27 protein-coding genes and 1 tRNA gene are annotated in these 25,811 nt (G+C 59.2%); 5 read left to right on the forward strand and 23 right to left on the reverse strand.

Annotated features, from left to right (window positions below; genetic code table 11):
• Nucleotides 1–7: 7 nt before the first annotated feature.
• The 5 genes from Q0R02_RS00405 to Q0R02_RS00425 all read right to left on the reverse strand — a co-directional run bounded on the left by Q0R02_RS00405 (nt 8) and on the right by Q0R02_RS00425 (nt 4,621).
• Complete coding sequence (locus Q0R02_RS00405) at nt 8–991, reverse strand: AAA family ATPase (RefSeq protein ID WP_293879837.1); 984 nt, start codon at nt 989–991, stop codon at nt 8–10.
• Nucleotides 988–1,611 carry a dTMP kinase gene (gene tmk / locus Q0R02_RS00410; RefSeq protein ID WP_293879839.1) on the reverse strand — a complete coding sequence of 208 codons (624 nt, stop codon included), beginning with the start codon at nt 1,609–1,611 and terminating at the stop codon, nt 988–990. The genes Q0R02_RS00405 and tmk overlap by 4 nt, the downstream gene beginning before the upstream one ends.
• Nucleotides 1,608–2,774, reverse strand: coding sequence for a D-alanyl-D-alanine carboxypeptidase family protein (locus tag Q0R02_RS00415; RefSeq protein ID WP_293879841.1), 1,167 nt, complete (start codon nt 2,772–2,774; stop codon nt 1,608–1,610). Before Q0R02_RS00415 ends, tmk begins: the two co-directional genes overlap by 4 nt.
• Nucleotides 2,775–2,799: 25 nt before the next feature.
• Nucleotides 2,800–3,486, reverse strand: coding sequence for a septal ring lytic transglycosylase RlpA family protein (locus Q0R02_RS00420; RefSeq protein ID WP_293879843.1), 687 nt, complete (start codon nt 3,484–3,486; stop codon nt 2,800–2,802).
• 127 nt (nt 3,487–3,613) lie between these two features.
• Nucleotides 3,614–4,621: a lytic transglycosylase domain-containing protein gene (locus tag Q0R02_RS00425; protein WP_293879957.1), complete on the reverse strand. Its 1,008-nt coding sequence runs from the start codon at nt 4,619–4,621 to the stop codon at nt 3,614–3,616.
• Between the two features lie 141 nt (nt 4,622–4,762).
• Between Q0R02_RS00425 and Q0R02_RS00430 the strand changes: the two genes are divergently transcribed.
• Together Q0R02_RS00430 and Q0R02_RS00435 are read left to right on the forward strand one after the other, a co-directional pair.
• Nucleotides 4,763–4,852: transfer RNA gene (locus Q0R02_RS00430), tRNA-Ser, on the forward strand.
• 73 nt (nt 4,853–4,925) lie between these two features.
• On the forward strand, nt 4,926–5,360 hold the full coding sequence (locus tag Q0R02_RS00435; protein WP_293879845.1) for a hypothetical protein: 435 nt from the start codon (nt 4,926–4,928) through the stop codon (nt 5,358–5,360).
• Between the two features lie 618 nt (nt 5,361–5,978).
• Here the strand turns inward: Q0R02_RS00435 and Q0R02_RS00440 are convergent.
• Both Q0R02_RS00440 and Q0R02_RS00445 read right to left on the reverse strand, forming a co-directional pair.
• Nucleotides 5,979–7,085: a transposase gene (locus Q0R02_RS00440; RefSeq protein WP_293879847.1), complete on the reverse strand. Its 1,107-nt coding sequence runs from the start codon at nt 7,083–7,085 to the stop codon at nt 5,979–5,981.
• 215 nt (nt 7,086–7,300) lie between these two features.
• On the reverse strand, nt 7,301–7,879 hold the full coding sequence (locus Q0R02_RS00445; RefSeq protein ID WP_293879849.1) for a heme-binding protein: 579 nt from the start codon (nt 7,877–7,879) through the stop codon (nt 7,301–7,303).
• On the opposite strand from Q0R02_RS00445, the gene Q0R02_RS00450 reads away from it, so the two are divergent.
• Both Q0R02_RS00450 and cls read left to right on the forward strand, forming a co-directional pair.
• Nucleotides 7,839–8,486 carry a hypothetical protein gene (locus Q0R02_RS00450; protein ID WP_293879850.1) on the forward strand — a complete coding sequence of 216 codons (648 nt, stop codon included), beginning with the start codon at nt 7,839–7,841 and terminating at the stop codon, nt 8,484–8,486. The two genes, Q0R02_RS00445 and Q0R02_RS00450, sit on opposite strands and share 41 nt — an antisense overlap.
• 162 nt (nt 8,487–8,648) lie before the next feature.
• Nucleotides 8,649–10,058, forward strand: a complete 1,410-nt coding sequence (gene cls, locus Q0R02_RS00455) for a cardiolipin synthase (RefSeq protein ID WP_293879851.1) — start codon at nt 8,649–8,651, stop codon at nt 10,056–10,058.
• Here the strand turns inward: cls and Q0R02_RS00460 are convergent.
• The 14 genes from Q0R02_RS00460 to rpsB form a co-directional block, all read right to left on the reverse strand.
• Entirely contained in the window at nt 10,042–11,538 is a 1,497-nt protein-coding gene (locus Q0R02_RS00460; RefSeq protein WP_293879852.1) for an efflux transporter outer membrane subunit, read from the reverse strand. The genes cls and Q0R02_RS00460 overlap by 17 nt on opposite strands.
• A 5-nt stretch (nt 11,539–11,543) precedes the next feature.
• Nucleotides 11,544–12,704 carry an efflux RND transporter periplasmic adaptor subunit gene (locus Q0R02_RS00465; protein WP_293879853.1) on the reverse strand — a complete coding sequence of 387 codons (1,161 nt, stop codon included), beginning with the start codon at nt 12,702–12,704 and terminating at the stop codon, nt 11,544–11,546.
• A gap of 71 nt (nt 12,705–12,775) precedes the next feature.
• Entirely contained in the window at nt 12,776–13,003 is a 228-nt protein-coding gene (gene rpmE / locus Q0R02_RS00470; protein WP_293879854.1) for a 50S ribosomal protein L31, read from the reverse strand.
• A 103-nt stretch (nt 13,004–13,106) separates the two neighbouring features.
• Nucleotides 13,107–13,544: a 3-hydroxyacyl-ACP dehydratase FabZ gene (fabZ, locus tag Q0R02_RS00475; protein ID WP_293879959.1), complete on the reverse strand. Its 438-nt coding sequence runs from the start codon at nt 13,542–13,544 to the stop codon at nt 13,107–13,109.
• 7 nt (nt 13,545–13,551) lie between these two features.
• On the reverse strand, nt 13,552–14,181 hold the full coding sequence (locus Q0R02_RS00480) for an OmpH family outer membrane protein (protein ID WP_293879856.1): 630 nt from the start codon (nt 14,179–14,181) through the stop codon (nt 13,552–13,554).
• The gene (gene bamA / locus Q0R02_RS00485; RefSeq protein ID WP_293879961.1) at nt 14,181–16,862 is read right to left on the reverse strand and encodes an outer membrane protein assembly factor BamA; all 2,682 of its coding nucleotides are present in this window, start codon (nt 16,860–16,862) and stop codon (nt 14,181–14,183) included. The genes Q0R02_RS00480 and bamA overlap by 1 nt, the downstream gene beginning before the upstream one ends.
• A 118-nt stretch (nt 16,863–16,980) precedes the next feature.
• Entirely contained in the window at nt 16,981–18,105 is a 1,125-nt protein-coding gene (locus Q0R02_RS00490) for an RIP metalloprotease (protein ID WP_293879858.1), read from the reverse strand.
• A complete protein-coding gene (locus Q0R02_RS00495; RefSeq protein WP_293879860.1) occupies nt 18,102–19,262 on the reverse strand; it encodes a 1-deoxy-D-xylulose-5-phosphate reductoisomerase in 1,161 nt (386 codons plus the stop codon). The genes Q0R02_RS00490 and Q0R02_RS00495 overlap by 4 nt, the downstream gene beginning before the upstream one ends.
• The gene (locus tag Q0R02_RS00500) at nt 19,262–19,954 is read right to left on the reverse strand and encodes a phosphatidate cytidylyltransferase (protein WP_293879862.1); all 693 of its coding nucleotides are present in this window, start codon (nt 19,952–19,954) and stop codon (nt 19,262–19,264) included. Before Q0R02_RS00500 ends, Q0R02_RS00495 begins: the two co-directional genes overlap by 1 nt.
• Nucleotides 19,951–20,676: an isoprenyl transferase gene (locus Q0R02_RS00505; RefSeq protein ID WP_293879963.1), complete on the reverse strand. Its 726-nt coding sequence runs from the start codon at nt 20,674–20,676 to the stop codon at nt 19,951–19,953. Before Q0R02_RS00505 ends, Q0R02_RS00500 begins: the two co-directional genes overlap by 4 nt.
• 5 nt (nt 20,677–20,681) lie before the next feature.
• Nucleotides 20,682–21,239: a ribosome recycling factor gene (gene frr, locus Q0R02_RS00510; protein ID WP_293879864.1), complete on the reverse strand. Its 558-nt coding sequence runs from the start codon at nt 21,237–21,239 to the stop codon at nt 20,682–20,684.
• Between the two features lie 3 nt (nt 21,240–21,242).
• Nucleotides 21,243–21,968: a UMP kinase gene (gene pyrH, locus Q0R02_RS00515; protein ID WP_293879866.1), complete on the reverse strand. Its 726-nt coding sequence runs from the start codon at nt 21,966–21,968 to the stop codon at nt 21,243–21,245.
• Between the two features lie 93 nt (nt 21,969–22,061).
• Nucleotides 22,062–22,994 (reverse strand): translation elongation factor Ts, encoded by a 933-nt coding sequence (gene tsf / locus Q0R02_RS00520; RefSeq protein ID WP_293879868.1) that lies wholly within the window; start codon nt 22,992–22,994, stop codon nt 22,062–22,064.
• Between the two features lie 86 nt (nt 22,995–23,080).
• Nucleotides 23,081–23,878, reverse strand: coding sequence for a 30S ribosomal protein S2 (gene rpsB, locus Q0R02_RS00525; protein WP_293879870.1), 798 nt, complete (start codon nt 23,876–23,878; stop codon nt 23,081–23,083).
• Between the two features lie 206 nt (nt 23,879–24,084).
• On the opposite strand from rpsB, the gene Q0R02_RS00530 reads away from it, so the two are divergent.
• Nucleotides 24,085–24,303 (forward strand): hypothetical protein, encoded by a 219-nt coding sequence (locus Q0R02_RS00530; RefSeq protein WP_293879872.1) that lies wholly within the window; start codon nt 24,085–24,087, stop codon nt 24,301–24,303.
• On the opposite strand, the gene Q0R02_RS00535 is transcribed toward Q0R02_RS00530, so the two are convergent.
• Both Q0R02_RS00535 and Q0R02_RS00540 read right to left on the reverse strand, forming a co-directional pair.
• Nucleotides 24,272–25,042, reverse strand: a complete 771-nt coding sequence (locus Q0R02_RS00535; RefSeq protein ID WP_293879873.1) for a phosphatidylcholine/phosphatidylserine synthase — start codon at nt 25,040–25,042, stop codon at nt 24,272–24,274. The two genes, Q0R02_RS00530 and Q0R02_RS00535, sit on opposite strands and share 32 nt — an antisense overlap.
• Before the next feature lie 10 nt (nt 25,043–25,052).
• Nucleotides 25,053–25,811 carry a phosphatidylserine decarboxylase gene (locus tag Q0R02_RS00540; RefSeq protein WP_293879874.1) on the reverse strand — a complete coding sequence of 253 codons (759 nt, stop codon included), beginning with the start codon at nt 25,809–25,811 and terminating at the stop codon, nt 25,053–25,055.

A 25,811-nucleotide genomic window follows, 5' to 3' on the forward strand; every position in this document is an offset into this window, starting at 1 on the left:
TACCCGGCTATCTCTGGGTTGTCGAAGGCTGCGGAGCAAGGCTGGCGACATAACCTGCCATTTCGAACACGACCGTTTCCGCGATCAACGATTGTGGAATAGCGATAGCGCTGAGGGTTTGCGCCTGTGCCCATGCATCCAGCGCTATTTCCAGCGCCATGCCGGTACTGGTGCGCGCCCGGGCGGCGATGAAACCTGGAACGCGCTGCAGAAAGGCTTCGTAGCGCGGCAAGGCGGCTTTCAGCGCCAGTGACTGGGCCAATTTGCTGCGCACGGCATTGGTCGGGTCGCCGGTGGAGGCAAGTTCCTCAAGCGCGGTCGCAAAGGCCGACAGGTCGAGACTTGCCGCTGCCAAAGCGGCGGACGCTATACCGTTTGCGCCCGATATCAGTGAGATCCGCTCGGCCGGGTCAAGGCTAGGGAGTTGGTCATCGAAGATAGACGCCATCGCCTTATCGCAGAGAGGACCAAACATAAGCGTCCGGCATCGCGAACGAATCGTTGGCAGCAGTCGACCTGGAGCATGGCTCACCAGCAGGAATATTGTGGTTTCCGGCGGTTCTTCGAGATTCTTGAGCAAGGCGTTGGCCGCACCACGCTCCATGTCGTCGATCGAGTCGACCACCACGACCCGGCGCTCGCCCATTGACGTTCCGGTCGCAAATAGGGTTCGCAAGGCGCGAACCTGGTCGATCGTGATGTTACGAGCCAGATTGCCCTTGTCGTTCGGCAACCGCTGCAACTGGCGAAAATCGGGGTGGCTGCCCGCCTTCATAAGATGTGCGGTCGGATGGTCGTCGTCCACGTCCAGATTGCTTTGCGCGACCGGCTTGCCCGACGCTTCGGCCAGCAAACGACGCGCCGCCATCAATGCAAAACTACCCTTGCCCACGCCGCGCGGCCCGGCAAGGAGCCATGCGTGATGCATGCGCGGACTGTCCATGGCGGCGCGGAACGCTGTCACTTGCGCATCGTGTCCGTGGATTTTCACAACCAGTCTTCCAGCGCCTCGACCAATCTCTGCGTGACGATCTGTTCGTTTCCATCGGCCACAATGACCCGGAAACGGTCGAGATCGTTATGTGAAAGTGTCTCAAAAAGTGACGTCACCTTGGCGTGGTAAACAGCGTCACGTGCCCCCATGCGGTCGGTCTTTTCGCCATCGCGTTTGTGGAGTCGTGCGCTGCTCTGCGCGACTGGCAATGTCAAAAGTAGCGTTCGATCAGGAAGCAATCCAGCACTGCCGATGCCGTGAAGCATAAGGATGTCGGCATCTTCAATCCCATCTGCACCGCCCTGATAAGCGCGCGTGGAATCGATGAAGCGATCGCAAATCACCCATGCCCCACGTCTAAGCGCCGGATTTATCAGTTTTTCCACATGATCGGCACGGGCGGCGGCGAACAGCAAGGCTTCGGTCCGCGCGCTCCAGCGATCTTCGGCTCCGGTCATCAGCAGGTCGCGGATGTTTTCGGCGCCGGTTGTTCCACCGGGTTCCCGAGTCGTAACAACTTCCTGCCCACGCGACCGAACGGCTTCGGCAAGTCGCACCAATTGCGTCGATTTGCCGACGCCCTCGCCGCCCTCAAGGGTTATAAAACGGCCTCTCACGCCCCGACGAGCGACCTCAACCCTGCCCAAATCCGTCCAAAGAAGCCTGCTGCTGCAACGTCGGTTTCGGCAACGAGTGGCATGGTTTGTGGCGGCGTGTCAGGTGTCGTGACGACCAGATCGGCAATATGGTCGCCTGCCTTGATCGGAGCCTTGATCGGGCCATTGTAAACTATCTTCACCTGCATATTCCCGGCACTCCCGCCCGGAAGAGTGACCGCCAAGTTCCGTGGCGCAACAAGGCCAACGGTAGCCGCAGCACCTTCTTGCACCTCGGCAACATCGACGTGCTTGCCCTTGGTGAACAACGGCTTTGTCGTCCAGGCGTGGAAACCCCAGTCCATGAATTTCACGGACTCAGATATACGCGCGTTGAAGCTGGTCAGACCGGCCACCACCATCACCAGGCGGCGACCGCCCTGTTCAGCCGAGCCGGTAAAGCCATAGCCTGCTTCGTCGGTATGGCCCGTCTTCAATCCGTCCGCTCCTGCAACCCGACCAAGCAAAGGGTCGCGATTGGCCTGGGTGATGTCGGTCCCAGAATCGAGCGTCTTGCCCCAAGTGAATTCTTTCAGCGAATAGAAGCGCTTGTACAGGTCTGGGAAATCCTCGATCGTAGCTTTGGCGAGAGTGGCCAGGTCGCGCGCCGTGACATAGGTGCGCCCTTCGTCGGGCCAGCCATTGGAATTGCCGAACTGGCTATTCCGTAGCCCGATCCGCTTGGCCTGCTGGTTCATCCGCTGCACAAAGGCCTCTTCAGTGCCTGAGATACCCTCCGCCAGCACGACGCAGGCGTCGTTCCCCGACAGCGTCACGATCCCCTTCAGCAAATTATCGACGCTTACGTTCTCGCCGGTGGAAAGGAACATCGTCGAACCGGCGGCAGGACCATGCCATCTCTTCCACGTCTCTGGCCGGACGTTGAACTGCTTGTCGAGCTTTAGCTCGCCCTTCTTAATCATGTCGAACGCGACGTAGACGGTCATCATTTTTGCCATCGAAGCGGGCGGCATCCGGCGATCGGCGTCCTTCGAATACAGTACCGCGTCCGAAGACAGGTCAATCATATAAGCAACCGGCGCAGGCGTATCGAAAGGCGGTGCAGCGGCGGTCGCAGGCCAGGCAAGGAGGGCGAAAACCAACGGGGGAGCAAAACGCTTCATGACACCTCAAGACAATAAACGGAGATTACTGGACTATACGGGCGCCGGGATACCCTTTTGCCGCGAGCGGTGCCAGCGCCGCGTTTGCCTCGCGTGCGGTTTCGTATGGACCAAGCCGAACACGGTGAATTTCCCCGAGGGTCGAGACATCGGCGTGAAGGTAGCTGGCCATCGATCGCGCGCGTGACTTGGATGAAAAGCTCGCGACCTGGAGATAAAAAGGGCCGCCGCCGACTGGCAGCCTGATGCTGGCTATCACCGGCATCCGCCAATCGGTTCGCCCGCGCAGGTCGGTCAGTTGACCAACGGTAGAGCGCGCCCGCTCGGGTAGTGTACGTCCCTGACGCAAGGCCAGTTTGTCCGCCTCCCCGGGATAGACGCGGCGGACCCGGATCGGGCGGGCGCCGTGGCCAGTCATGCCAAGCTGGCGGGCAGCCCCGATAGAGAGATCAAGGATCCGGTTCGAATGAAAAGGCCCACGGTCGTTGATACGCACCAAAATTGTGCGACCAGTGTCGAGGGACGTCACTTCTATGTAGCTTGGCAGCGGCAATGTCGGGTGCGCAGCGCTGGCGCCGTCGGGGTCGAAAGCCTCGCCGCTGGCTGTCAGCCGACCACGCAATTCCTCGCCATACCAGCTCGCAAGGCCGACTTGTTCATAATCTCTGGCGTCTGCCGGTGTGTAGCGCTGTCCTGCGACCTGATAGGACACGCCAATTTTCAAGGGGCGAGCTGACACGCCACGAAAGAGCGGGGGCGACACGAAGCGATGGACCACACCCGGGCGGTAATCAGGGGCCGCGGCGCAGCTGGCCAGCAATACGCCGGCTATTATCGGCTCAATCCGCAACCGCATCGGACAACAATGCGACCGAGAGCGCATAGAAATTGGAGCAATTATAGTCGAGTATCACGCGGTAGTTGCCGGTAAGTAGATAGGCGGTCGCGCCCGGGCCGTCGGGTTCCAGCAGCGATGCCAGGGTCGTATCTGGAAGCGTGCGGCCGGTCGGAGTGACACCCAGAGAGCGCCACTCCCCGACAGTCAGCCAGCGCGTGTGACGATCGTGGACGCGTGGACATCGGGGCGAACTGGTCCGATCGGCAAGGGCGAGGCGATCGAGAGAACCCGGTACGCTGACGGCTACGCCCCAAGGCTGATTGGGCCGCCAGCCAGCTTGCACGAAATAATTTGCAATCGAAGCGAGCGCGTCGGCTTCGCTGTTCCAGATGTCGACCCGGCCGTCGCCGTCGCCGTCCCGCGCAACTTTCAAGTACATCGACGGAAGAAACTGTGGGAGCCCGGTTGCCCCTGCCCAACTACCCTTGATGGTGTCGCGGGCGATGCCACGGTCAATGATCTTTAATGAGTCGACAAATTCCTGGGCAAACAATTCACGGCGGCGACCATCATAGGCAAGACTGGCAAGCGACCGCGGCAGGTCGAAGTCGCCAGTATAGGCTCCATAGTTGGTCTCATTGCCCCAGATTGATACCATGATAGACTCGGGCACACCTGTTTCTCGCTCCACGCGACCAAGAACACCTCGAAGTGCCTGATATTTAATTCGTCCACGCGCGATCCGAGCCGCATCAACGTGCTTGGCGCGGTAGGGAGCGAATGCTGGGATTGCTGACGCCGGGCTAGCCGGATTGCCACCTGGCTGGGCACGGTCGAGCTCGACGACCCGTTGGTTGAAGCTGAGCGTGGGAATAACTGCATCAACCGTCCGCCGCGTAACGCCCTGCGCCATTGCCTGCGCGGCGAGCTGCGTCATGTAAGCATCGAAGCCAGCGCTATCCTGAGCCATGGCCCGACTGCCGCCCAGCGCCGAAATTGGCAGCACCATCGCTGCGCCGAACGCTAGCATGGTCGCAACGGTGAATTTGCCCCTCATGACGGAGAACATGGCACATGACATCGGAGTGGGGAATCCCCTTTATCGCGGGGCTTGCACGCTCAGGCGCGGAGCCGCTATGCGCCTGTGGCAGGAAGAGTGTCCGAGTGGTTTAAGGAACTGGTCTTGAAAACCAGCGAGGGTGCAAGCTCTCCGTGGGTTCGAATCCCACCTCTTCCGCCAAATATGCGGTATTATGTAGCAGTTGCACCAACATCTAACTACCTTTGTCATCGTCCGCAATGCATAAGGGCGCATGACTGATTACATGGTTGAGGGGCTGGTGAAGCGCCGCGCGCAGCTTGCGGGCGATATGCACCACGCGCACGAACGGCTGCGGTCGTTAGCGGTCGATCTGGAGCACATAGACGCGACGTTGCGCCTTGTTGCGCCTGATTTGGTGATTGAGGGTATCGCGCCCAAACTGTGGCGACCGCCTGAGAACTGGAGCAAGCGCGGCGATATGGCCCGTATCATGCTGAACATCCTGCGCATGGCCCGCCAGCCCATGACGACCCGCGAGATTGCCACACAGATGATTGTAGAGCGTGGCGTCGCATCGGATGCGAAGATGTTGAACCTTATGTCGAAGCGGTGCGCTACGGCCCTGCGTGGGCTGCGCGAGCGGGGGCACGTTCGGTCGAAAGAGGGCGAGTGCGGGTTCTGGTTGTTATGGGAATTGGTGCGGTAACGTCTAAAGAACAAAATAGCACTTAGCGCGCTAAGTGACTCGCTTTTAGTTGAAAATTAACCTAGATTATCCCCGAAACGATTTGACCCACTCCCTTGCCGGGGAGTGGGTCGGATCGATCCGCTAAATCTGGTGTGCAATCGCCAGCGGATCAAACGGGGCGCAGAGGGGATTTAACTCCCCTTTTCCTGAAGGGTCAAGGTGATTGCATGTGCACATAAAGGATAGTGCATATGACGCAAGTGCCCTGTGCCGCGATTGCGGCCAACTCATGTCTTGAACTCCGCTACGATGGTTACAGCCGTATCGTAGAGGTCCACGCGGTCGGAATCTCGACTGCTGGCAACCCCTGTATGCGCGTTTATCAAACTCGCGGGGGAAGTGTCAGTAACGAACCGATCGGGTGGAAAATGATGACCATCGACAAGTCCTTCGCGATGGAGGTCATTGCGGAGCGCGCCCAAACTCCCCGGCAGGGGTACAGGCGCGGCGATCGAGGAATGAGTAGGATAATCAGCCAAATTTAACTGTCCGCAATTGCACGGGCCAGCGTGAGAGGCTGGCCCGTTGTAAATAGCGCAATCCGACCAATGCATCTCCATATGGGTTATTTAGCATCTATGTCGCCCGCTGCCAATACCCAGCCCATTTGCGTGACTGTCCGCAAGTCAGGGCTGCGCTCGCAACCCGCGAAGCCTGTTCGCCATTGGGGGCGCGGCGGTGATCTTCACGCCATGCAGCTTCACCAGCATACGCTTGTAGGTATGGCCCTGCGATATAGTGATGCGTCCCGACTTCCATCCGACGAAGGCGGCTAAAGAAGCTCTCTGCCTGATTGGTGCAGACGCCCTTGTCCATGAATGTAACCGAATGATTGACGCGGTGCGTATCCCAACCGGCGTGAAGCGCGTCCCAACCAGTGCCTTCGTCGGCATAGATCGTTGCCAGCGTTCCAACCCGGTCACGAACGATAGGCACTGCATCGCCTTCAACGCGGCACAGGAACGGCAATGACCGTCCGCCACGCTCACGCATGCTCGCGACAATAGCGCGTTCGCCGTCTTTTTTGCCGGGCTTAGCCGCCTCGATGCTCGGACGAACAAACTTCAGTAAAACCCGGTCTTGGTTTTCGCCCGTTGTCGTTTCCAATTCTATCCGGTGCGCGGCGATTTGCCGTTCACCCTCTCTAGCTTCCAAGGCAGTAAATTTAAAAGCGCTTCGAACGTTCCTGCCATCCGTTTCAAAAACAGCCGCCTCTATCAAGCCGCCTGCGTTAGGATCGCGCGCGATAGCTGCCAGAGCCTTATGGTAATCTGCCAAATCAGATTTGGTTGCCTTTACGTCGCGACCACCCGGCACAAAATACTTTCGAAGCCTTCCGCCAAGATCGCCGACGAACTTCGTAAGAATTTGCCCTTTGTCTATGGTGTCGATGATGTTGATGCCGGGTAGCGACGTCACCGTTGAAACGGCCCATGCGATCAGATCAGCCTCGATGCATCCGGCTCGTACCTCCTTGACGAAAAATTCGCTGTCCGTTTTTAGTTGCGGGTAGTGTTCCGCAACGTACTTTTCGAATTGCGACCCAATTCCGACAAAATTGCCAATGAAGTCCGACAGCGCGACCGGGTCATGCGTGTCCAACTTGATACGAATATGTGCGCCCGTTTCCCCCATAGCTTCGCTGTATGAGGGACGAGCATTTAAAACGTCAAGAAATTCCACTCTAAAGCTCCTTTATGGAGCGGTAGAATGCAGCTTTGCCACCTTCTGCGATGTGTTTGCCACTAGGAAAGGTGGCCTGCGTCATCGCCTTGGTGCAACTGCTACATAATACCGCAAATATGTCGGTGACCGCTCTGGTAGTCGGTTGACCCACATTCCTGCGTAGAAGCCATGCACGCTGCCTCGGATCAGGTCGTTGCGCTGCCCTCGGGTAATCAACGAGTGCTAAGCGTGATCAATACCTCATTGCGGCGCAGGGGGCCGGGCATAACGGGCGAATTGTAGAAAGCGTGTTCGGCCAATCCCTCGCTTGGAAACGCTTTCAGCTGAAGCCAAGACCGCAGCGCTCCTTCTTTGGCTGCAAGATCGGCGTCACCCGCTCGCCCGGGAAAGCGGACGGCAGCGACCCGGCGTGGAGGTTCATTCGCGACTGTAATCCCGGCGGGTGCTGCAGGCAGGTCGGCCCGCGCCTTGCCGACGGGCATGATGAAGCGCGTCCGCCAACCGGACTTACTGCTGCCATCCGCCAGCACGGGGGCCATCATGGCGATCTTTTCCCCGTTACGCGATTTGGCGAAGATGTAGTCCGCCAGAATGGTAAAGCCGCGTTTTAGTGCGGCATCACGAGGGCCGCGGGCCTCGGTTGCGGCGGTCACTTGGGCTGGATATTCACGAATTTCAAAATCGCCGTCGCGTTCGATGAGCTTGTAGTCGGGCTGGTCGGCCTTGCTCGCGCGCCACAGGAATATTGCAGTGCCGATCGCGGCCAGCAGCCCGCCCGTTCCGGCCGCCACCGCAGCCACTTGCTTCGCGGTCGGCTTCACTGCGGCCGTCGGCTTTGCATCTGGAGCGGCCCGAGTTTTCACGGGCGTCCGAGATTTCGACTCGGCCCGGCGCCGGGTCGGCACCTTAGCCTTTACTGTTTTTGCTGACGCGATTTTAGCGATTTTCGGAGCAGCCAGAGGGGTGATGGTCAAGTCGGCCGCCGTCACCGGTGGAGGCACCGTCGCGCTGGCCTTTGGTGCTGCTTTTGGCTTTTCCGGAGACTTTGCGGCAGCGGTATTCACCGGCCGCTTGCGTGACGGAGCGCGTTTTGTCGGCACCTTCGCGTTGGGCTTTTCAGGCGGCGTCGTAGGCATCGGTTTCTCCCGTCGAGCAACAAGCATGGTGAGCCCGGCCTCACGCCGGATGCGAAAGTTTCGTTATGATACTCAAATTGTTCGCAACGAAGCGTTATTCTTCATCCTCGTCGCTGGCATCGTCATCGTCACCGTCGGCCTCTTCAAGTTCCTGAGCACTTTCGATTTCGTCGACGATTTCGACGAGCTGATCCTCGTCGGCCATCAGCTTGGTAACCGATCCGGACTCGTCCTCGATCGTAAGAAGGAAGCCGTCCTTTGAACGCTTGACCGTGAACTGTTCGAGCATTTTGGCCATGAAGTTATCCCCTGAAAGTTCAAATAACGCCTGTGACGCAATCACCGCATTTTGAGAAGTGCAATCTAATTGTCCGGCAAAATGGTCGGGGGATGGCATGGTTCCATGATTTGGCTATCGTGACGCATGTTTGTTCGCCTGTTTCCCGACCTTGGCACCGGATATCTGGTGCTGGAATGGATTATCCGGATCGGGATGACGCTGGTCGTACCGTTTCGTCGTTCCGCCGGGGCAACGCGCAGCTGGCTGCTGCTGGTCTATTTCCTGCCGGTGCCGGGCGCACTTTTCTATGCGGCAATCGGACGACCTAAATTCCCACAATGGCGCACCGAGCGGTTTGCCAACCTGTCCGGCTTTTACCAATCACTGCGCGAAACGCTGGCTTCTGCCGGACAGGTCGACGGGTTTGAGGAAAGCGCTGCGTTGGTCCAGCGCGTGGGTGGGATGCCAAAGGTCGGTGGCAATACCGTCGAATTAATTGACGATTACGATGGGGTCGTTGACCGGCTCGTCGCCGATATCGACGCGGCCACGCGCCACGTCCGCATCCTTGTATACCTGTTTGCCAACGACACCGCCGGGATGCGGGTGATTGGTGCTCTCGGGCGAGCGAAAACAAGAGGGGTAGCCTGCCACGTCCTGGTCGATCCCGTGGGCTCCCATAAATGGCTTAAGGGTACACGGATCGCGCTTCAGGCGGCGGGTGTTGAAATCCGCGAAGCCCTGCCCTTCCGCATTCTGCGCGGGCGTACGCGGCGAGACATGCGCAATCATCGCAAGCTGTTTCTGATTGATGGCCGAATTGGCTATGCCGGTTCACAAAATATTGTCGCCAAAGACTTCCGTCCCGGTGTCACCAACCACGAACTCGTCGCGCGCGTTACCGGCCCGATTGTTGCCGAGATGACCGGAGCGTTCCTAGCCGACTGGTATCTGGAAACCGAAGTCATGCTGGAAGACCGGGTTGACCTGCCCGCCGTTAGCGGTCCCGTAACAGCGCAACTTTTGCCCAGCGGTGCGGATTATCGGTGCGAAGGGTTCCAGACGTTCCTCGTCTGGAAAATCCATCGGGCTGAGCGACATGTCCTGATCACTACGCCCTATCTGATACCTGACGAGGATTTGCTGAGCGCCATGCGGACAGCCGTCCTGCGCGGTGTTATTATCGACCTCGTCATTTCGGCAGTTGCCGATCAGAAACTAGTGAACATGGCGCAACGCTCCTATTATCAGGAATTGCTCGACAGCGGGGTTCGCATCCATCGTTTCCGCAAATATCTGCTTCATGCAAAAAACGTCACCATCGATGGGTCGGTCGCTGTTATCGGCTCCAGCAACGTCGACATCCGTTCGTTCCAGTTGAATGAAGAGGTCAGTCTGGTGCTTTACGGAGTCGACGCAGTCGCTCCGCTGTGGGCGATCCAGCAGGATTACCTCTATAACAGCGATCTTGTCGACGCCGCACGCTGGCGGCGTCGCCCCGCCCTTCACAAAGTTGGCGAGAACATCGCACGGCTGGTCAGTCCCCTGCTTTGACCGGTGCTGCCGGCATCGTCGGGGGCGGTTCGCCATCGATCAGCATGTCACCGCCGAGCACTCGGTATAAAGTCACAAGATTGTCCGCCCGCAGCAGGCGAGCCGAGGCCAGTGCTCGCCGCGCCGAATAGAGCGTCCGTTGGGTATCGAGACGGCTGAGGAATGGGTCAATCCCCTCCTTGTATCGAGCCTCGGCAAGCATGTCGCTGTCCCGCGCTGCAGCTTCCAGGTCGATCTGCGCTTGGGTCTGAAGCCCGATGGTGCCACGCCGGGCAAGCGCATCGGCAACTTCACGAAAGGCCGTCTGGACGGTCTGTCGGTATTGCGCGACTGCGAGGTCGCGCTGGGCATTCGCATAGGCGAGATTTCCCCGATTCGCGCCGCCGTCGAACAGGGGCAGGGAAACCCCCGGTGCCACCGACCAGTTTAACCCGCCGCCGGTAAATAGCGACGATAACGCACTGCTCGCAAATCCAGCAAGCGCTGTCAGGCTGACCGTCGGAAAGAAATTCGCACGCGCTGCGCCGATGCGTGCGTTGGTTGCTCGCAGTCGATATTCAGCCTCCACCACATCCGGCCGACGAAGCAATATTTTCGAGTCCAAACCGGCGGGAAGTTCGCTCAACAAGCTGTCGACACTCTCGATCGAGGGTGGAAGCTCGCTATCGGCAATGGTTCCGCCAACCAGCAACTCCAATGCATTGCGGTCCTGTGCTACCACGGTGGTAAGATTGGCCGCGTCTGAACGCGCTTGGTCGAGCACGGTTTCGGCCTGGCGCAGGTCGGTGCGGGGCGCGATCCCCCCCCGCAGCCGCGCCAGAGTCAGATCGACACTGCGCGAGGCGCTGACCTGGGTATCGTGGGCAATGGCAAGCAAGCTTCGATCCGTCGCAAACGTTAGATAGGTGCTGGCAATCTCGGCAACCAGCGTCAGGCGCGCGGCGCGGACCCCGGCTTCGGTTGCCAGATATTCCTGCAGAGCTGCCTTCGAAAGGCTACGAACGCGACCGAACAAGTCGATCTCGAACGCGGAGATGCCGATGTCTGCTGTGTAGGATGTCCGCCTGGCATCGACCCTCGAGCCCGAGGTGCCGGTTCCCGCGTTGCCTGTTCCGGTTGTGTTGCCCGATTGCGTAGAACCGGACACTCCGGTCGAGATGCGACTGGAGGCGTCGATGCCGGGGAGCAGCGCTGCGCGCTGGACACGATACTGGGAGCGCGCCGACGCGACGTTTGCAAGCGCAATGGCGATGTTCTGATTGTCGACCAGCGCCCGCGCGATGATTGCCTGCAGTCGAGGGTCGCGGAACAAGTCTTTGTAAGTGATGCTCGGCAGGGTGGCTTCAGTATGCCGCAAATATGCGTCGCCAACCGGCCAGCTCAGCGGTACCGCAGGGGCGGGACGGATATATTTTGGCTCGAGGCTGCATCCCGCGAGTGCCGTCGCACCGAACAATGCCAGGCATAGACGAGCGTGCACCCCGATCAGGACCCAGCGCGTTTTTTAATCGGAGCGGGTTTCGACCCGGCGGGAACGGGCTTGATCGCCTGTCCCGGCTTGATGCGGATCAAACCCTCCGTGATCACCCGATCGCCGGGCTTCAACCCCTTGGTGACCAGCCATTTGTTTCCGATTGCGCGATCGGCGGAAACCGCCCGCTGCACTGCCTTATTGTTCGGGCCGACCAGAAGCAACGTCGCGCCGCCCTTGGCATCGCGCGAAATTGCCTGTTGAGGGACCAGAATCGCGGATAGGGCGATGCCCTGCGCCAGCCTTGCTCGCACATACATGCCAGGCAACAGCAGGCCGTCGGAATTGGGAAAACGCGCGCGCAGCGTTACGCTGCCGGTATTGGCATCGACCATCGCCTCGGCAAATTGCACGGTGCCCGTCGGTGCGTAGTCGCTGCCATCCTCCAGGGTTAGCTTGACCGCCGCTGAAGACATGCCGAGCCCGCCCGAAGCCAGCGCGCGGCGCAGCGCCAGAAAGTCGGCACTTGACTGTTGAATGTCGACAAACATGGGGTCGAGCCGCTGGATCGTCGTCATTGGACTGACCTGGGCTGACGTCACTAGAGCACCGGGGGTCACCAGCGACCGACCGATCCGCCCCGTTATAGGCGCAGCGATCCGGGTAAAGCGCAAGTTGATGTTGGCGGTGTCCAGTGCCGCCCGGGTTTGAGCAACCCCTGCGCCTGCCTGCCGCGCCGCTGCCGACGCGTCGGTCAGGTCCTGCTGGCTGACCGCTTCGATCTTCGCGAGTGGGCGATATCGGTCGGCCTTAGCTTGCGCGGCTTCGCGCGCGGCACTCGCGTTCTGAAGGTTTGCCTGTGCCTGTGCCGAGGCGGCGCGATAGAGACTGGCGTCGATCTGATAGAGCGTCTGGCCGGCGCGAACGATTTTGCCTTCGGTAAACAAACGTTCGCGGACAATTCCCGAGACCTGTGGCCGCACTTCGGAGGTTTCATAAGCGGCGGTGCGTCCCGCCAGTTCCACCGTTAGCGGGACCGATTCGGTCTTTGCCGTCACGAACCCCGCCTCGGGTGTCGGGGGTGCTTTTTTCTCGGGCTTTGAACAAGCGCCGATCGCCCCCAAAAGCGCAGACACCAGTATCGCGCGATGAATACGGCTGGGCAGTTTGCGCATTGTCAGATCTAAAGGGACGGTCAACTCGAACTCCAGGCCAAAGCCAATACCGTCCCCCAGGATCGCCAGCGTTATTTCTTGAGCGAAAGTCCGCCGAAACGCTTGTTAAAGCGAGCAACCTGACCACCGGCGTCGAGCATTGCGCCCTTGCCACCTGTCCAGGCAGGATGCGACGTTGGATCGATCTCGAGTGTCATGAGATCGCCTTCTTTGCCCCAGGTCGAGCGAGTCTCGAACTCCGTGCCATCGGTCATCTTGATCTTGATGGTGTGATATTCAGGATGCAGATCTTTTTTCACAGCTATAGCTTTCATGTAATGCGGCTGGTTCCGACCAGCCAGAAAGGAAGCGCGGCCCATAACGGGTGACGCGGCAGTCCGCAACCGAACCAATGCCCCAAAGCTATTTTGGGGAGTCGGCAATCATCGCGGTAAAATTCGCTTCGGCGACCAGCTTGCCGTCAACCAGTGCCCGCCCAGCGAACTTGCAAACCGACGCACGTTTCTGAACAAAGCTGGCCTCGAGCCGAAGCAGGACACCGGGCTCAACCGGGTTGCGAAACTTCGCGCCGTCGATTGCCATGAAATAAACCAGCTTGCCAGTGCCGGCGAGCCCAAGTGATTCGACTGCCAATATCCCGGCCGCCTGCGCCAATGCCTCCACGATCAGGACACCGGGCATGATTGGCCGACCGGGAAAATGACCAGCGAAAAAGGGCTCGTTTATCGTCACGGCTTTGATCGCAACGATGCGCTCGTCAACGATGAGTTCCTCGACGCGATCCACCAGCAACATCGGGAAGCGATGAGGCAGTGCCGCCATCACCCCCCGAATGTCTATGCTCAAGTCAGCGACCTTGTGGTGCCGCGGTGTTGGCAGCCGCGCCCTGAGCACCTGGTGTCCAGTTCGCGGGTGGCGTAATACTGGCGGTCGGAACGGTCTTGTTCAGTTCGGCGACGATCGTATCGGTCAGGTCAACCGATGGTGCATAGGAGATCGCAGCTTGTGGAGCGACGACAAGGCTAACGCCCTTTGCTGTCATTGCCGACTTGATCGCGGCATCCAGCTTCGATCCGATCTGCTCTTCGACATAAGCCTGGGCGCGAGCGATCGGGGCTGACAGACGCTGCAATTCAGCCTGGGCTGCCTGCTGCTTCTGCTGAATCGCCGTGTACTGCGTCTGTAGCGCGGCCTGGTTGGCGTTGGGAGCCTTTTGGGCGGCCTGGAAAGCAACAATTTGCGGCTGAAGCTGAGCCTGCAAAACCTTTGAACGCGCATCGAACGCGGCGATTGGCGCCGCATAGGTGGTCTTCATCTGAGTCATCGCCGTCGTGAAGGCGGTCGTCTTTTGCACAGCACCCTGAACATCGGCCACGCCAACGTTTCCGGCAGCCTGTGCAACAGCGACGGGGACCACGCCTGCGGCGAACGCAAATGGAGTTGCAGCAAGAAGCGCTGCCTTGATCATTGTTTTCATCAGAATTGGGTTCCTACGTTGAATGTGAAGAGTTTAGTCTGATCGCCCGGAGACTTTAACAAGGCCTTGGCAATATCGATACGGAATGGGCCGAACGGCGAGTTCCAGTTTACGCCCACACCGATCGAAACGCGAGGGCGCGGCGTGTCACCGAGGAATGTTTCGTTGAAAGGATTGGCAAGGGTGGTGATGGACTGCGCATTGACTGATCCGGTCGTAGGACATCCTGCCAATGTAGTCGAATATCCAAATTTACAGAGGGTCGCTAGGCCGGAATTTGGATCGCCCGTCGCGATCGGGACGATATAGACCAGATTGCCATTAGAATCTTTAGTTGGCCTTGTCAGCGGCCCGACTGTGCTGACTCCATTGACCGTGGTGGTGAACGTGTTGGCGATGGTTGTCAGGTTCGGCCTGCGCACACCAAATACGGCGCCGGCGTCCATGAATATCGACGGCCGTAGGCCAAGTTCTTTTGCTCCGGAGCCAAGGGGAATTTCGACCTCAAGTCGACCTAGATAATAGGCCCGCCCGCCCAGTGCGTCGTCCGTCTGGTTGTTATTCGTGTCAGACGACGGGACGTATTTGCCCGTGGCATCTTGGGTGTAGCTCGTCCGCAATACCCGTGGACCGACGCCGCGGATATCGAAACCTCGAATCTGCGGTTCACCCAAAAAGAAGCGATCGGTCAGGCGAACGGGATCGACTCCCGCGTCCGAACTGGAATCGAACGACTTGATGTAGCCGCCCTCCAGCTTCGCCGAAGCGATGAATTTCGACCCAAGATCCCAATATTTCGTGGCCTCGAACCGAGTCTTAAGATAGTGGACATCGCCGCCGAGACCGGCAAAATCCTGGCTAAACACAGCGCGTTGACCGCGTGTCGGGCGAATGCCGTTGTTCAAGTTGTCGAACACGAGGCTGTAGCCGATCGACGACGTGATCCGGTTACCGATCGCATCGCAAAGGTATCGGCCAGCCAGCAACGGACTGCATTGACCGTCGATATAGTAGGTGTTCCGATCAAGCGTAACCTGATCGTAGCTCACGCCGAAACGTCCCGCCGCCGACACGAATTCCGTAAGTGGCACGCCCGTGCGGAGCTGGAACCCCGTCGTCAGCTGCGAATAGGTCGTGTTGCGGTCGCCGTTGTTCGTGTAATTGAACGAATTAAAGTCACGCCGGAAAATGTCGCCACCCAGCGCAATGTTCTTGTCGAACAAATATGGCTCGGTAAAACCAAGCTCGACCGATTTCGAATAGGTCGAATAGTTGACCGACGCCCGCAACTCCTGGCCCTTGCCGCGGAAATTGCGTTGCTTGATAGAGGCATTGATGATGAATTTTTCAAGGCTCGAGAAACCAGCCGACAGCTGAAGCTCGCCGGTCGACTTTTCCTCGACATTGGCTTGCAGTATGACGCGGTCGGGGGCGGACCCCTGCGATTGCGCAATTTCCAGCTTTTCCTGGAAAAAGCCCAGCGACTTAATGCGATCTTCCGATCTTTTGACCGAAAAGCTGTTGAAGGCATCGCCCTCGGCCAGACGAAATTCACGGCGGATGACCTTGTCTTGCGTCAGAGTGTTGCCGTTGACATCGATCCGCTCGACGTAAACGCGCGGTGCATCGGCGACGCGGAACGTGATGTTCATCGTCCGCGTATCTTTTTGACGGTTAAACTGCGGATCAATCTGGGCAAAGGCATAGCCCAGCAGTCCGGCAGTCTTGGTCACGTTGTCGACCGTGTCCTCGACTAGCTTGGCGTTGTACCACTCACCCTTCTTCATGGGCAGCAGTGACTTCACGGTTTCAGCCTTGAAATCGCGAATGTCGCTTTCGACATCGATATCGCCGAATTTATAGCGTTCGCCCTCTTCAACCACGTAGGTAATGATGAAGTCGCGCTTGTCGGGGGTCAGTTCGGAAACCGCAGACACGACGCGGAAATCGGCATAACCGTTCGTCAGGTAGAACTGGCGCAGCTTGCCTTGATCATAGGACAGCTTGTCGGGGTCATAAGTCGTGTTCGACGACAGGATGCGCGACAGACTAGACCGCTTGGTTACCATTTCGCTGCGAAGTTCGTTATCGGAAAACTTGGCGTTGCCAATGATGTTGATCTGGCGAACCTTCGACTTCGGCCCCTCTGTAACCTCGTACACAACATCGACGCGGTTCTGGTCGAGCAAGACCATCTTGGGTTCGACAGTCGCGGCAAAACGGCCTTGGCGACGATAAAGCTCAATAATGCGGGCAATGTCAGCGCGCACCTTGGAACGCGTAAAGATCTGGCGCGGGGCGAGTTTCAGCTCCTTGGAAAGCTTGTCCTCCTTGATCCGCTTGTTCCCCTCAAAGACGATCCGGTTGATTACCGGATTTTCCTTGATGATGATCGTCAGGGCGCCGTTCTCGTCGCGAATCTGGACGTCGGCGAACAACTCGGTCGCGAACAGGTCCTGCAGAGCCTGGTCGAGCGATTCGCGGGTATAGGCAGCGCCCGTGCGCAGTTTGACGTAGGATCGGACCGTTTCAGGCTCGATCCGTTGCGCGCCGCTTACGGCGATCGATTTGATTATGCCTCCATCTGTCAGGGGCGCGGGCGCTGGGGGCGCAGGCGATAGCAGACTGGTCGCGGGTACGGGGCGGTTGCGCTGGGCAAGCGCCGGCGCGCCACCAAGCATAGTGCCCACCAGCAGGACGGAAAGATAACGGCCGTTTTGAAAAACTGACTTGTTCGCTGTCACGCGGTGCGGCCCTTGCTCAGAAATAAAAATGGTGCATCGCCCTGCCCGATGCGCACTAGCCAATCAACCCGGCAAGACGATTCCACAGCCCAAGATCGTTGACTGTCACAAACAACATGAACCCAAGCAACACGACCAATCCCGAACGAAACGCCCATTCCTGCGCTCGCAACCCCACCGGCTTTCGCCTGACCGCCTCCGCGGCATAGAACATTAGGTGCCCCCCATCGAGCGTCGGAATTGGCAACAAATTGATGAATCCCAGATTAATCGAAATCATCGTCATAAAGAACAGGAACTGGATCGGCGTGCCCATAGCGACCTGCCCGGAGATGCGTGCCATCTTTACAGGACCACCCAGTTCATTGACCGAACGTTCGCCAATAATAATCTGCCTCAGGCCAGTGATCATGCCACCGACCGCCTGACCGGTGAAGTTGACCGCCGAGCCGGGCAGTTCCCAAGGCTGTAGCTTAACCATCCGGATCGGGCCGGACATGATGCCGACGCGACCCAGCATCACAGGCTCGCCGCCGGGGTTGTCGACCTTTTGCGCTTCCGGCGTCACCGACAAATTGATCGCGGAGGCACCACGCTCAATTAAAAACAGCGTGGGCCTGTTTGCGCGCACCTGAACGATCATCGCAATCTGGTCGTACCGGGAGATGACGTTCCCATCGATCGCGAGGATGCGATCACCCGGTCGCAAGTCCGCCCGTGCCGCCGCCGATCCCGGGACGACGGCGCCGACCACCGGATCGACGCGGGGTTCGCCATAGAAACTAAACAGGCCGACAAAGACGATAATGGCGAACAAAAAATTTGTCGCCGGCCCCGCAAGGACAATTAACGCCCGTTGCCAGACCGGTTTTGACTGGAACGTGCGATTGCGTTCTTCGGGTGGCAGCGACAGCCATTCGGCCGACGGCTCGCTCGCGGCCGTCATATCACCTGCAAAGCGGACATACCCCCCCAGTGGCATCCAACCGACCTGCCAGCGCGCGCCGCGAACGTCGCTCCACGCCGCAATCGGTTTGCCAAAACCGATCGAAAAGACCTCGGCCTTCACCCCAAACCAGCGGCCGACCAGATAATGGCCCATCTCGTGAATGAAGATGAGCGGCGCAATCGCGAGCGCAAAGAACAGGATCGACCAAAGTATGCCGGGGGTTTGAATCAAGCGGTCAGGCCTCTCATGACGGTTTCGGCAACGCGGCGGGCCTCGGCATCAATTGCCAGCACGTCTTCGATCGTCGCAGGATTTGCTGGGTCATAGCGCTCCAGCACTGCCTTCACAACATCGGCAATCGTCAGGAACCCGACGCGCCGCGCCAGAAACGCCGCCACTGCAATCTCGTTTGCTGCGTTGAGCACGGCCGGGCGTGCGCCACCTGCCTCCAGCGCATCACGCGCCAACGTCAGCGCGGGGAAGCGTTCCAGGTCGGGCTCTTCGAAATCAAGTCTGCCGATCGCTGCCAGATCAAGCGGCTCCGCCCCGGTTGCCATGCGGTCTGGCCACGCCAGCGTCGAAGCGATTGGAATGCGCATGTCGGGCGATCCCATCTGCGCAAGCACCGACCCGTCGATATACTCGACCATCGAATGAACGACCGATTGCGGGTGAAAGACGACCCCGAGGCGTGCGCTTTCGATCGCGAACAGATAATGCGCCTCGATCAGTTCGAGGCCTTTGTTCATCATCGTCGCCGAATCGATCGAAATCTTGGCCCCCATTGACCAGTTTGGATGCTTCACGGCGGTTTCGGGAGTCGCGCTTGCCATTTCCGCCAATGACGAAGTTCGGAACGGCCCACCGCTGGCCGTCAAGATTATTTTCCTCACAGACTTTGCAGTATCGCCCGCAAGGCACTGAAATATGGCGTTATGTTCCGAGTCTACGGGCAGGAGTACAGCAGCACTGTCGTGTGCCGCCCGAATCATCAAGGGGCCCGCCGAGACCAGTGACTCCTTGTTAGCAAAGGCCACGGTCCGTCCACATTTTAGCGCCGCCATGGTCGAAGGCAGTCCTGCACACCCGACGATCGCCGCCATCGTCCAATCCGCTCCACGCGTGGCAGCTTCGGTTATAGCGTCGGGTCCGCTGGCGATCTCGGTCGTCGTTCCAGTAAGCGCCTCCGTCAGTTCGCCATGCAACAAAGGATCGGCAATAACTGCGAGCTTAGCCCGCGTCGCGCGCGCCGCTTTCGCAAGTCCCGTGACGTCACGATTTGCCGTCAGTGCCAGCACCTCAAAGCGCTCAGGTGCTCTGAGCACAAGGTCCAGCGTCGACTGTCCGACCGAACCTGTCGCCCCCAATATGGAGACCGATTTCTGCATCAGCGATGCACCAGAAAAGGCGCAAAAATCATCAGCAGCGCCTGCGCAAACTGGACTGCAAGAAGCCCATCGAGCCGGTCGAACAATCCCCCGTGTCCAGGGATCAAACTTCCTGAATCCTTGACGCCAGCAAGCCGTTTCATGCGACTTTCAAACAGATCGCCCGCCTGTGCGACAATGGCGACGACGCAACCGAAAAAGACCAGGTAAAGCATACCGTTGGCCGGGTTTGATGGGGCCAGCAACAAGGTAACGCCAGCGGAGGCGATCATTCCGCCGCCCAACCCCGACCAGGTCTTGTTAGGGCTGATGCGGGGCCACAGCTTCGGCCCGCCAACCGTGCGTCCTACGAAATATGCGCCAATGTCGGTGGCAGCGACCAGCAGAACGGCGAACACCGCAGGCAGCAGCGCCTGTTCGCCCATAAAATAGGAGGCTGCAAACATCGCGCACGACAGTCCGACATAGACGATCCCGGCAATCATCCACACGATCCGGTCAATGCGCCTGGCGGCGATCCGGCGCGAAAGCCCCCACCACTCCCACAGAACTCCCACTGCAATCAGGGTAACGAACGTAAGAAAAAAGTACCCGCCTAGCCAGAACGCCGCGAAAGCAACGGCAATCATGGCCAGACCCGAAAGCGTACGCGTCAACAAATCGGACTTTGCCGGTGGAACAGCGTCGCTCAAAGCCCGCCGAACCTCCGTTCGCGGAGATTGAACGTCGCTATTGCTTCCGCCAGCGCCGCCTTGCCAAAATCGGGCCAAAGCGTGTCGACGAACAGCAATTCGGCATAAGCCGCTTGCCACAGCATGAAATTGGACAGTCGTTGCTCGCCCGAAGTTCTGATCAGGAGATCCACCGGCGGCAGATCCCCCGTGTCGAGCGCCGCTTCGAGTGCCGCTGCATCAATGGTGGCGGGATCGCGGCCCGCCAACTTACGCGCCGCCCGGACGATTTCATCTTGCGCCCCGTAGTTCAGCCCGATGACAAGCGTCGATCCGGTATTATCCGCAGTCCGCTGCACAGCACCGTCGATCAGGGTCACCAGATCGGGGGCAAAGGCATTGTGGTCGCCGATTACACGCAGCCGGACATTATTATCGTCCAGCTCATCAATGTCAGTCTGGATGAAGTGACGGAGCAAGCCCATCAGGTCGCTGATTTCTTCTGCCGGCCGTCGCCAGTTCTCAGAGGAAAAAGCATAGAGCGTCAGGATCCTGATTCCTTCTTCGCGCGCCGCCCGACTGACCGCGCGCACCGCCTCGATCCCTTTGCGATGCCCGGCCAGGCGCGGTAGCATCCGCTTCTTGGCCCACCGCCCGTTGCCGTCCATGATGATCGCAATGTGGCGCAGATTGCCCGGCGCCTGACCGCTCGCGCTTGGTTTTGCGATCGACGTGGCGCCCACTGCGCTCACTTGCCCAGGATTTCCTTTTCCTTGCCAGACGATGTCGCATCGATGTCGGCAATTGTAGCGTCGGTCATTTTCTGGACTTCGGTCTCCAGCCGTTTGCGGTCATCCTCGCTGATGACGCTCTTTTTCTCGTCGATCTTTAGTGCATCCATGCCATCGCGGCGCACGTTGCGAACGGCGATCCGCGCCTTTTCAGCATATTGCCCGGCCAGCTTGGCCAGCTCCTTGCGGCGTTCCTCGGTAAGATCGGGGATCGGCAGCCGAATGTTCGTGCCGTCGACGATCGGGTTCAGCCCAAGTCCTGCCGAACGGATCGCCTTGTCGACCGGGCCGACATTGCTCTTGTCCCAGACCTGCACCGACAACATTCGCGATTCCGGCGCGGATACGGTGGCGATCTGGTTGAGAGGCATGTTTGCACCATAAACAGTTACGGTGACGGGATCGAGCAGGTTGACCGAAGCGCGGCCGGTGCGCAGGCCACCGAGATCACCCTTCAGCGATTCGACGGCACCATGCATCCGGCGTTCCAGGTCGGTCTTATCGTAAGCGGCCATAATTCAACTGTCCTCTTTGCCGACGATTGTCGCCGTGCCCTGCCCGCTCAATACGAGCGCAAGATTAGCCTGCTCGCGGATGTTGAACACCACGATCGGAATATTATTGTCGCGGCATAACGCCACCGCGGCGGCATCCATGACCTTCAGATTATCCGACAGGACACGGTTAAAGCTCAATGCTTCGTAGCGTTTTGCCGTCGTAACCTTTTTCGGATCGGCGTCATAAACGCCGTCCACACTGGTGCCCTTGAACAGCGCGTCACAGCCCATTTCGGCAGCACGCAATGCCGAAGCCGTATCGGTCGTGAAAAAGGGATTGCCGGTACCAGCAGCGAAAATAACAATGCGGCCCTTCTCCATGTGCCGCATCGCGCGCCGCCTGATATAGGGTTCGCATACTGTTGCCATCGGAATCGCCGACTGGACGCGGGTATCGACGCCGATCTTTTCGAGCGCATCCTGAAACGCCAGCGCGTTCATCACCGTCGCGAGCATGCCCATGTAATCGGCGGCCGTCCGATCCATGCCCGAAGCGGCGCCCGCGACACCGCGGAATATATTGCCGCCGCCGATGACCAGACACAACTCGAACCCCGAATCCTTGGCCGACTTGACCTCTTGGGCAAGGCGCGAGACCGTCTCAGGATTGATGCCGAACTGACCCGTCCCCATCAGGACTTCGCCCGACAGTTTGAGCAAGATGCGTTTGTAGCTGGAGCGGCTCATGGCGCGCGGGGGTGCTTTCAATCAGAGGCAGGCGGCGCGCACCCTAGATTGGGTGCGCGCCGATTCCAAGCGGCGCGGCTCGAGCAACTTGTTTTAGGCAGGCTGCTTGATGCCCGAAGTCGCCGCAACTTCTGCTGCAAAGTCACTGACGACCTTCTCAATGCCTTCGCCAAGCTGGAAGCGAACATAGTCGATCAGCGCGATGCTGCCGCCGGCCTCCTTGGCAGCCGCAGCCACCACGTCGGAAATTTTGGTCTTGTTATCCATGACAAACAACTGGCTCAACAACGCGTTTTCCTTGCGGAACTTGGCGATTGCGCCCTCGACCATCTTTTCGATGATGTTGGCTGGCTTGCCGCTCTCAGCTGCCTTTTCCATCGCGATTGCGCGCTCGCGATCGACAAGGGCAGCATCAAGGCCTTCTTCGTGAAGGGCAGAAGGGCTGGCGGCGGCGATATGCATCGCCAACTGCTTGCCGAGCGCCTCGATCTTCGCCTTGTCGGCATTGCCTTCGAGCGCAACCAGCACGCCGATCTTGCCCAGGCCGGGAGCCGCTGCGTTGTGCACATAGGACACGACCGCGCCCTCGTTCACCGAGACGGTGGCAACACGACGCAGCGACTGATTCTCACCGATCGTCGCAATGTTGGCGGTCAGCACGTCCTGCACCGATCCGCCCTGTGGCATCGTCGCCGCACCAAGTGCTTCGATCGTGCCATTAGTCAGCGCAAGTTCGGTCGCCGAACGGACGAAGTTCTGGAATTGCTCATTCTTTGCCACAAAATCAGTCTCGGAGTTGACCTCGACAGCCGCCCCCTTATTGCCGCTGACGGCCACGCCGACCAAGCCTTCGGAGGCGGCACGTCCGGCCTTCTTGGCCGCCGTTGCCAGCCCCTTGGTGCGCAGCCAGTCGACTGCGGCATCCATGTTGCCGTCGGTTTCGTTCAATGCCTTCTTGCAATCCATCATGCCCGCGCCCGAAATCTCGCGCAGTTCCTTGACGGTGGCGGCTGTGATCTCTGCCATATGCCTAAATCCTTTGTTTGATGTGCAGACGGGGCGGGCGCGCTGTTACGCGCCCTGCCCCGTCGTTGTGACTATCCGGTGACGGCTTAGACGGTTGCCGGTGCCTCGGCAGGGGCTGCTTCAATAACGGGAGCGGCTTCCGGCTGGGCGAGGGCTGGCTCGACCGGAGGCTCTGCCATTGCGCCGAAATCGATACCCTTCTGCTGACCATGGCGGGTCGAGGCAGCGCCGATGGCATCGCAATACAGACGGATTGCCCGGCTTGCGTCGTCATTGGCTGGAATCGGGAACGCGATGCCGTCAGGCGAAACATTCGAATCGAGGATCGCGACCACCGGAATACCAAGCGTGTTGGCTTCCTTGATCGCTAGTTCTTCCTTGTTCGCGTCGATCACGAACATGACATCGGGGATGCCACCCATGTCGCGGATGCCGCCGAGCGACAGCTCGAACTTGTCACGCTCACGGGTAAGCTGAAGGACTTCCTTCTTGGTAAGCCCCGTCGTGTCGCCCGAAAGCTGCTCCTCAAGAGCCTTAAAGCGCTTGATCGAACCCGAAATCGTCTTCCAGTTGGTCAGCATGCCGCCCAGCCAGCGGTGGTTGACGAAATGCTGACCCGAAGCCCGAGCAGCATCAGCGATCGGCTCCTGAGCCTGGCGCTTCGTGCCGACAAACAGGACCTTGCCGCCGCCTGCAGAAATCTGCGAAACGAAATCCAGAGCACGCGCCATCAAGGGCACGGTTTGCGAAAGATCCAGAATGTGGACGCCGTTGCGGTCGCCAAAGATGTATGGTTTCATCTTCGGATTCCAGCGGTGCGTCTGGTGTCCAAAGTGTGCGCCCGCATCTAATAGCTGGTGCATCGTGACGACTGGTGCCGCCATAATCAGTTCTCCTTAACCCGGTTTAACCTCTGGGAAGCGATGATCCGGGCATCGGCCCGAACACCGGTATGGTGCTTCCCATGTGGAATGGACGGACCCCGTAGCCCGACATTAACCGGTTGACAAGTGATCCGTTCAGAACATAACAAGAACATGGAACGAAAGAAAAACACTGGTTGTTACGTCCGCACTAAGGAGTTGGTATAATGGTTCTTTTTCTCACCGCCATCACGTCACTGGGGCTCATTTCGCTGGCCATGTTCGTGATTGCTTCGACGCTTTACGGTTCGGGGACCGCCGTTCTGTCGGCGTTAGCCGCCGAGTCGACGTTTGCGATGGTGCAATCAAAACCGCATGTCCGCAGGGCAGTTCGGCTTCGCGAATCTATGCGTTTTAAAGAGCAGCCACTGCGCGTTGCCGCCTGATTTTCGCATAGCTCTTCATCCCCATCGGGATGAGTGCGAGATAGATGATGCAGATCAGTGACAGGGTCGGCCATGGTGCCGACAGCAGCGCACCGAAAAGGATTGCGATGCCGGCCAGCGCTTCGAGCCTGATCCGTCGACGCAGCCGCAGCGAGCCCCAACTGAAGGTCGCTACGTTTGAGATCATCAAGAACGCCACGAATGCAAGCCACGGCCCGGCGACATAGGGTTCGCGAAACCAATGCGATTCGGTAACCAACCAAAGATACATAGGAAGCAACGCTAACCCGGCCGCCGCCGGTGCGGGTATCCCGGTCAGGAACCCGGCCGATTTATGTGGTTGGTCGGCACTGTCGATCGCCGCATTAAACCGGGCGAGTCGGAGCGCTGCGCAAACGGTGTAGGCGAGCGCGAATATCCAACCATAGCGTGGCACTGCATTCAGCGACCACAGGAACGTCACCAGTGCTGGCGCCACGCCAAACGCGATCACATCGGACAGCGAATCGAGTTCGGCGCCGAAGCGGCTCTCGCCCTTCAGCAGCCTCGCGATGCGACCATCGAGGCCATCGAGCACACCCGCAATAATGATCGCCGCGAGCGCCCGTTCCCATTCGCCAGCGATCGCGAAACGTACCGCTGTCAATCCTGAACACAGCGCCAGCGCGGTGACGGCATTCGGGGCCACCGCCCGAAGCGGAATCCCACGTCGCGCTCCGACGGGCAAGGTCGATTTCATCGTCTCGACGTCACTGGCTGATGCCGCTGGCCGGACTGGCGTTGCCGATCACGGCAAGCACGGTCTCACCTGCGACGCTTCGCTGCCCAAGGACTACGCGAGGCGCGGTACCGGCGGGCAGGAACACATCAACGCGGCTGCCGAAACGGATAAGTCCGATCCGCTGGCCCGCCGCAACCATGTCCCCGGGCTTGACGAACGGCATGATTCGCCGTGCGACCAGCCCGGCAATCTGGGTAAAGCCGATACGCACGCCGTCGCTCCGTTCGACCAGCAGATGCTGGCGCTCATTTTCCTCGCTCGCCTTGTCCAAGTCGGCGTTCAGGAATTTGCCCGCGATATAAACCACGCGGGTGACCGTGCCCGAAATCGGCGTGCGATTGATGTGAACGTCGAATACACTCATGAAAATAGACACGCGCGTAACGGGTAAATCGCCGAGGCCACCCTCTCCACTCAATTCCCGAGGAACAGGAACCGTTTCGATCAGCGTGATCAGGCCATCGGCCGGGGCGATGATGAGGTCGCTGCCCTGCGGAATGCTTCTGACAGGGTCGCGGAAGAACGCGGCCACCCACACGGTCAGGATGATCAGTGGCCAAGTCAGCCAGTGAACCCAGATAAAAGCAATGAAGGTAATGCCCGCCGCGATGGCGGCAAACTTGCGACCCTCGGGATGAACGGGGGGAAATCGCCATTTGACGCCGTTAATTTGCGGGGTTTGGCCCGAAGGTGTCGAACCGGTCGAGCCGGGAATTTGTGATGCCAT

Source organism: Sphingomonas sp., from assembly GCF_025353885.1.
Classification (GTDB): Bacteria; Pseudomonadota; Alphaproteobacteria; order Sphingomonadales; family Sphingomonadaceae; genus Sphingomonas_O.

Coding starts and splice junctions, on each gene's coding strand:
- Q0R02_RS00435 (WP_293879845.1), top strand. CDS start 4,926: ATGACTGATTACATGGTTGAGGGGCTGGTGAAGCGCCGCGCGCAGCTT.
- Q0R02_RS00530 (WP_293879872.1), top strand. CDS start 24,085: ATGGTTCTTTTTCTCACCGCCATCACGTCACTGGGGCTCATTTCGCTG.
- Q0R02_RS00540 (WP_293879874.1), bottom strand. CDS start 25,811: ATGGCATCACAAATTCCCGGCTCGACCGGTTCGACACCTTCGGGCCAA.
- Q0R02_RS00415 (WP_293879841.1), bottom strand. CDS start 2,774: ATGAAGCGTTTTGCTCCCCCGTTGGTTTTCGCCCTCCTTGCCTGGCCT.
- bamA (WP_293879961.1), bottom strand. CDS start 16,862: ATGCTTGGTGGCGCGCCGGCGCTTGCCCAGCGCAACCGCCCCGTACCC.
- frr (WP_293879864.1), bottom strand. CDS start 21,239: ATGGCCGCTTACGATAAGACCGACCTGGAACGCCGGATGCATGGTGCC.
- Q0R02_RS00465 (WP_293879853.1), bottom strand. CDS start 12,704: ATGCGCAAACTGCCCAGCCGTATTCATCGCGCGATACTGGTGTCTGCG.
- rpsB (WP_293879870.1), bottom strand. CDS start 23,878: ATGGCGGCACCAGTCGTCACGATGCACCAGCTATTAGATGCGGGCGCA.
- Q0R02_RS00480 (WP_293879856.1), bottom strand. CDS start 14,181: ATGAAAACAATGATCAAGGCAGCGCTTCTTGCTGCAACTCCATTTGCG.
- Q0R02_RS00495 (WP_293879860.1), bottom strand. CDS start 19,262: ATGCAGAAATCGGTCTCCATATTGGGGGCGACAGGTTCGGTCGGACAG.
- tsf (WP_293879868.1), bottom strand. CDS start 22,994: ATGGCAGAGATCACAGCCGCCACCGTCAAGGAACTGCGCGAGATTTCG.
- pyrH (WP_293879866.1), bottom strand. CDS start 21,968: ATGAGCCGCTCCAGCTACAAACGCATCTTGCTCAAACTGTCGGGCGAA.
- Q0R02_RS00535 (WP_293879873.1), bottom strand. CDS start 25,042: ATGAAATCGACCTTGCCCGTCGGAGCGCGACGTGGGATTCCGCTTCGG.
- cls (WP_293879851.1), top strand. CDS start 8,649: ATGTTTGTTCGCCTGTTTCCCGACCTTGGCACCGGATATCTGGTGCTG.
- Q0R02_RS00425 (WP_293879957.1), bottom strand. CDS start 4,621: ATGGTGCTGCCAATTTCGGCGCTGGGCGGCAGTCGGGCCATGGCTCAG.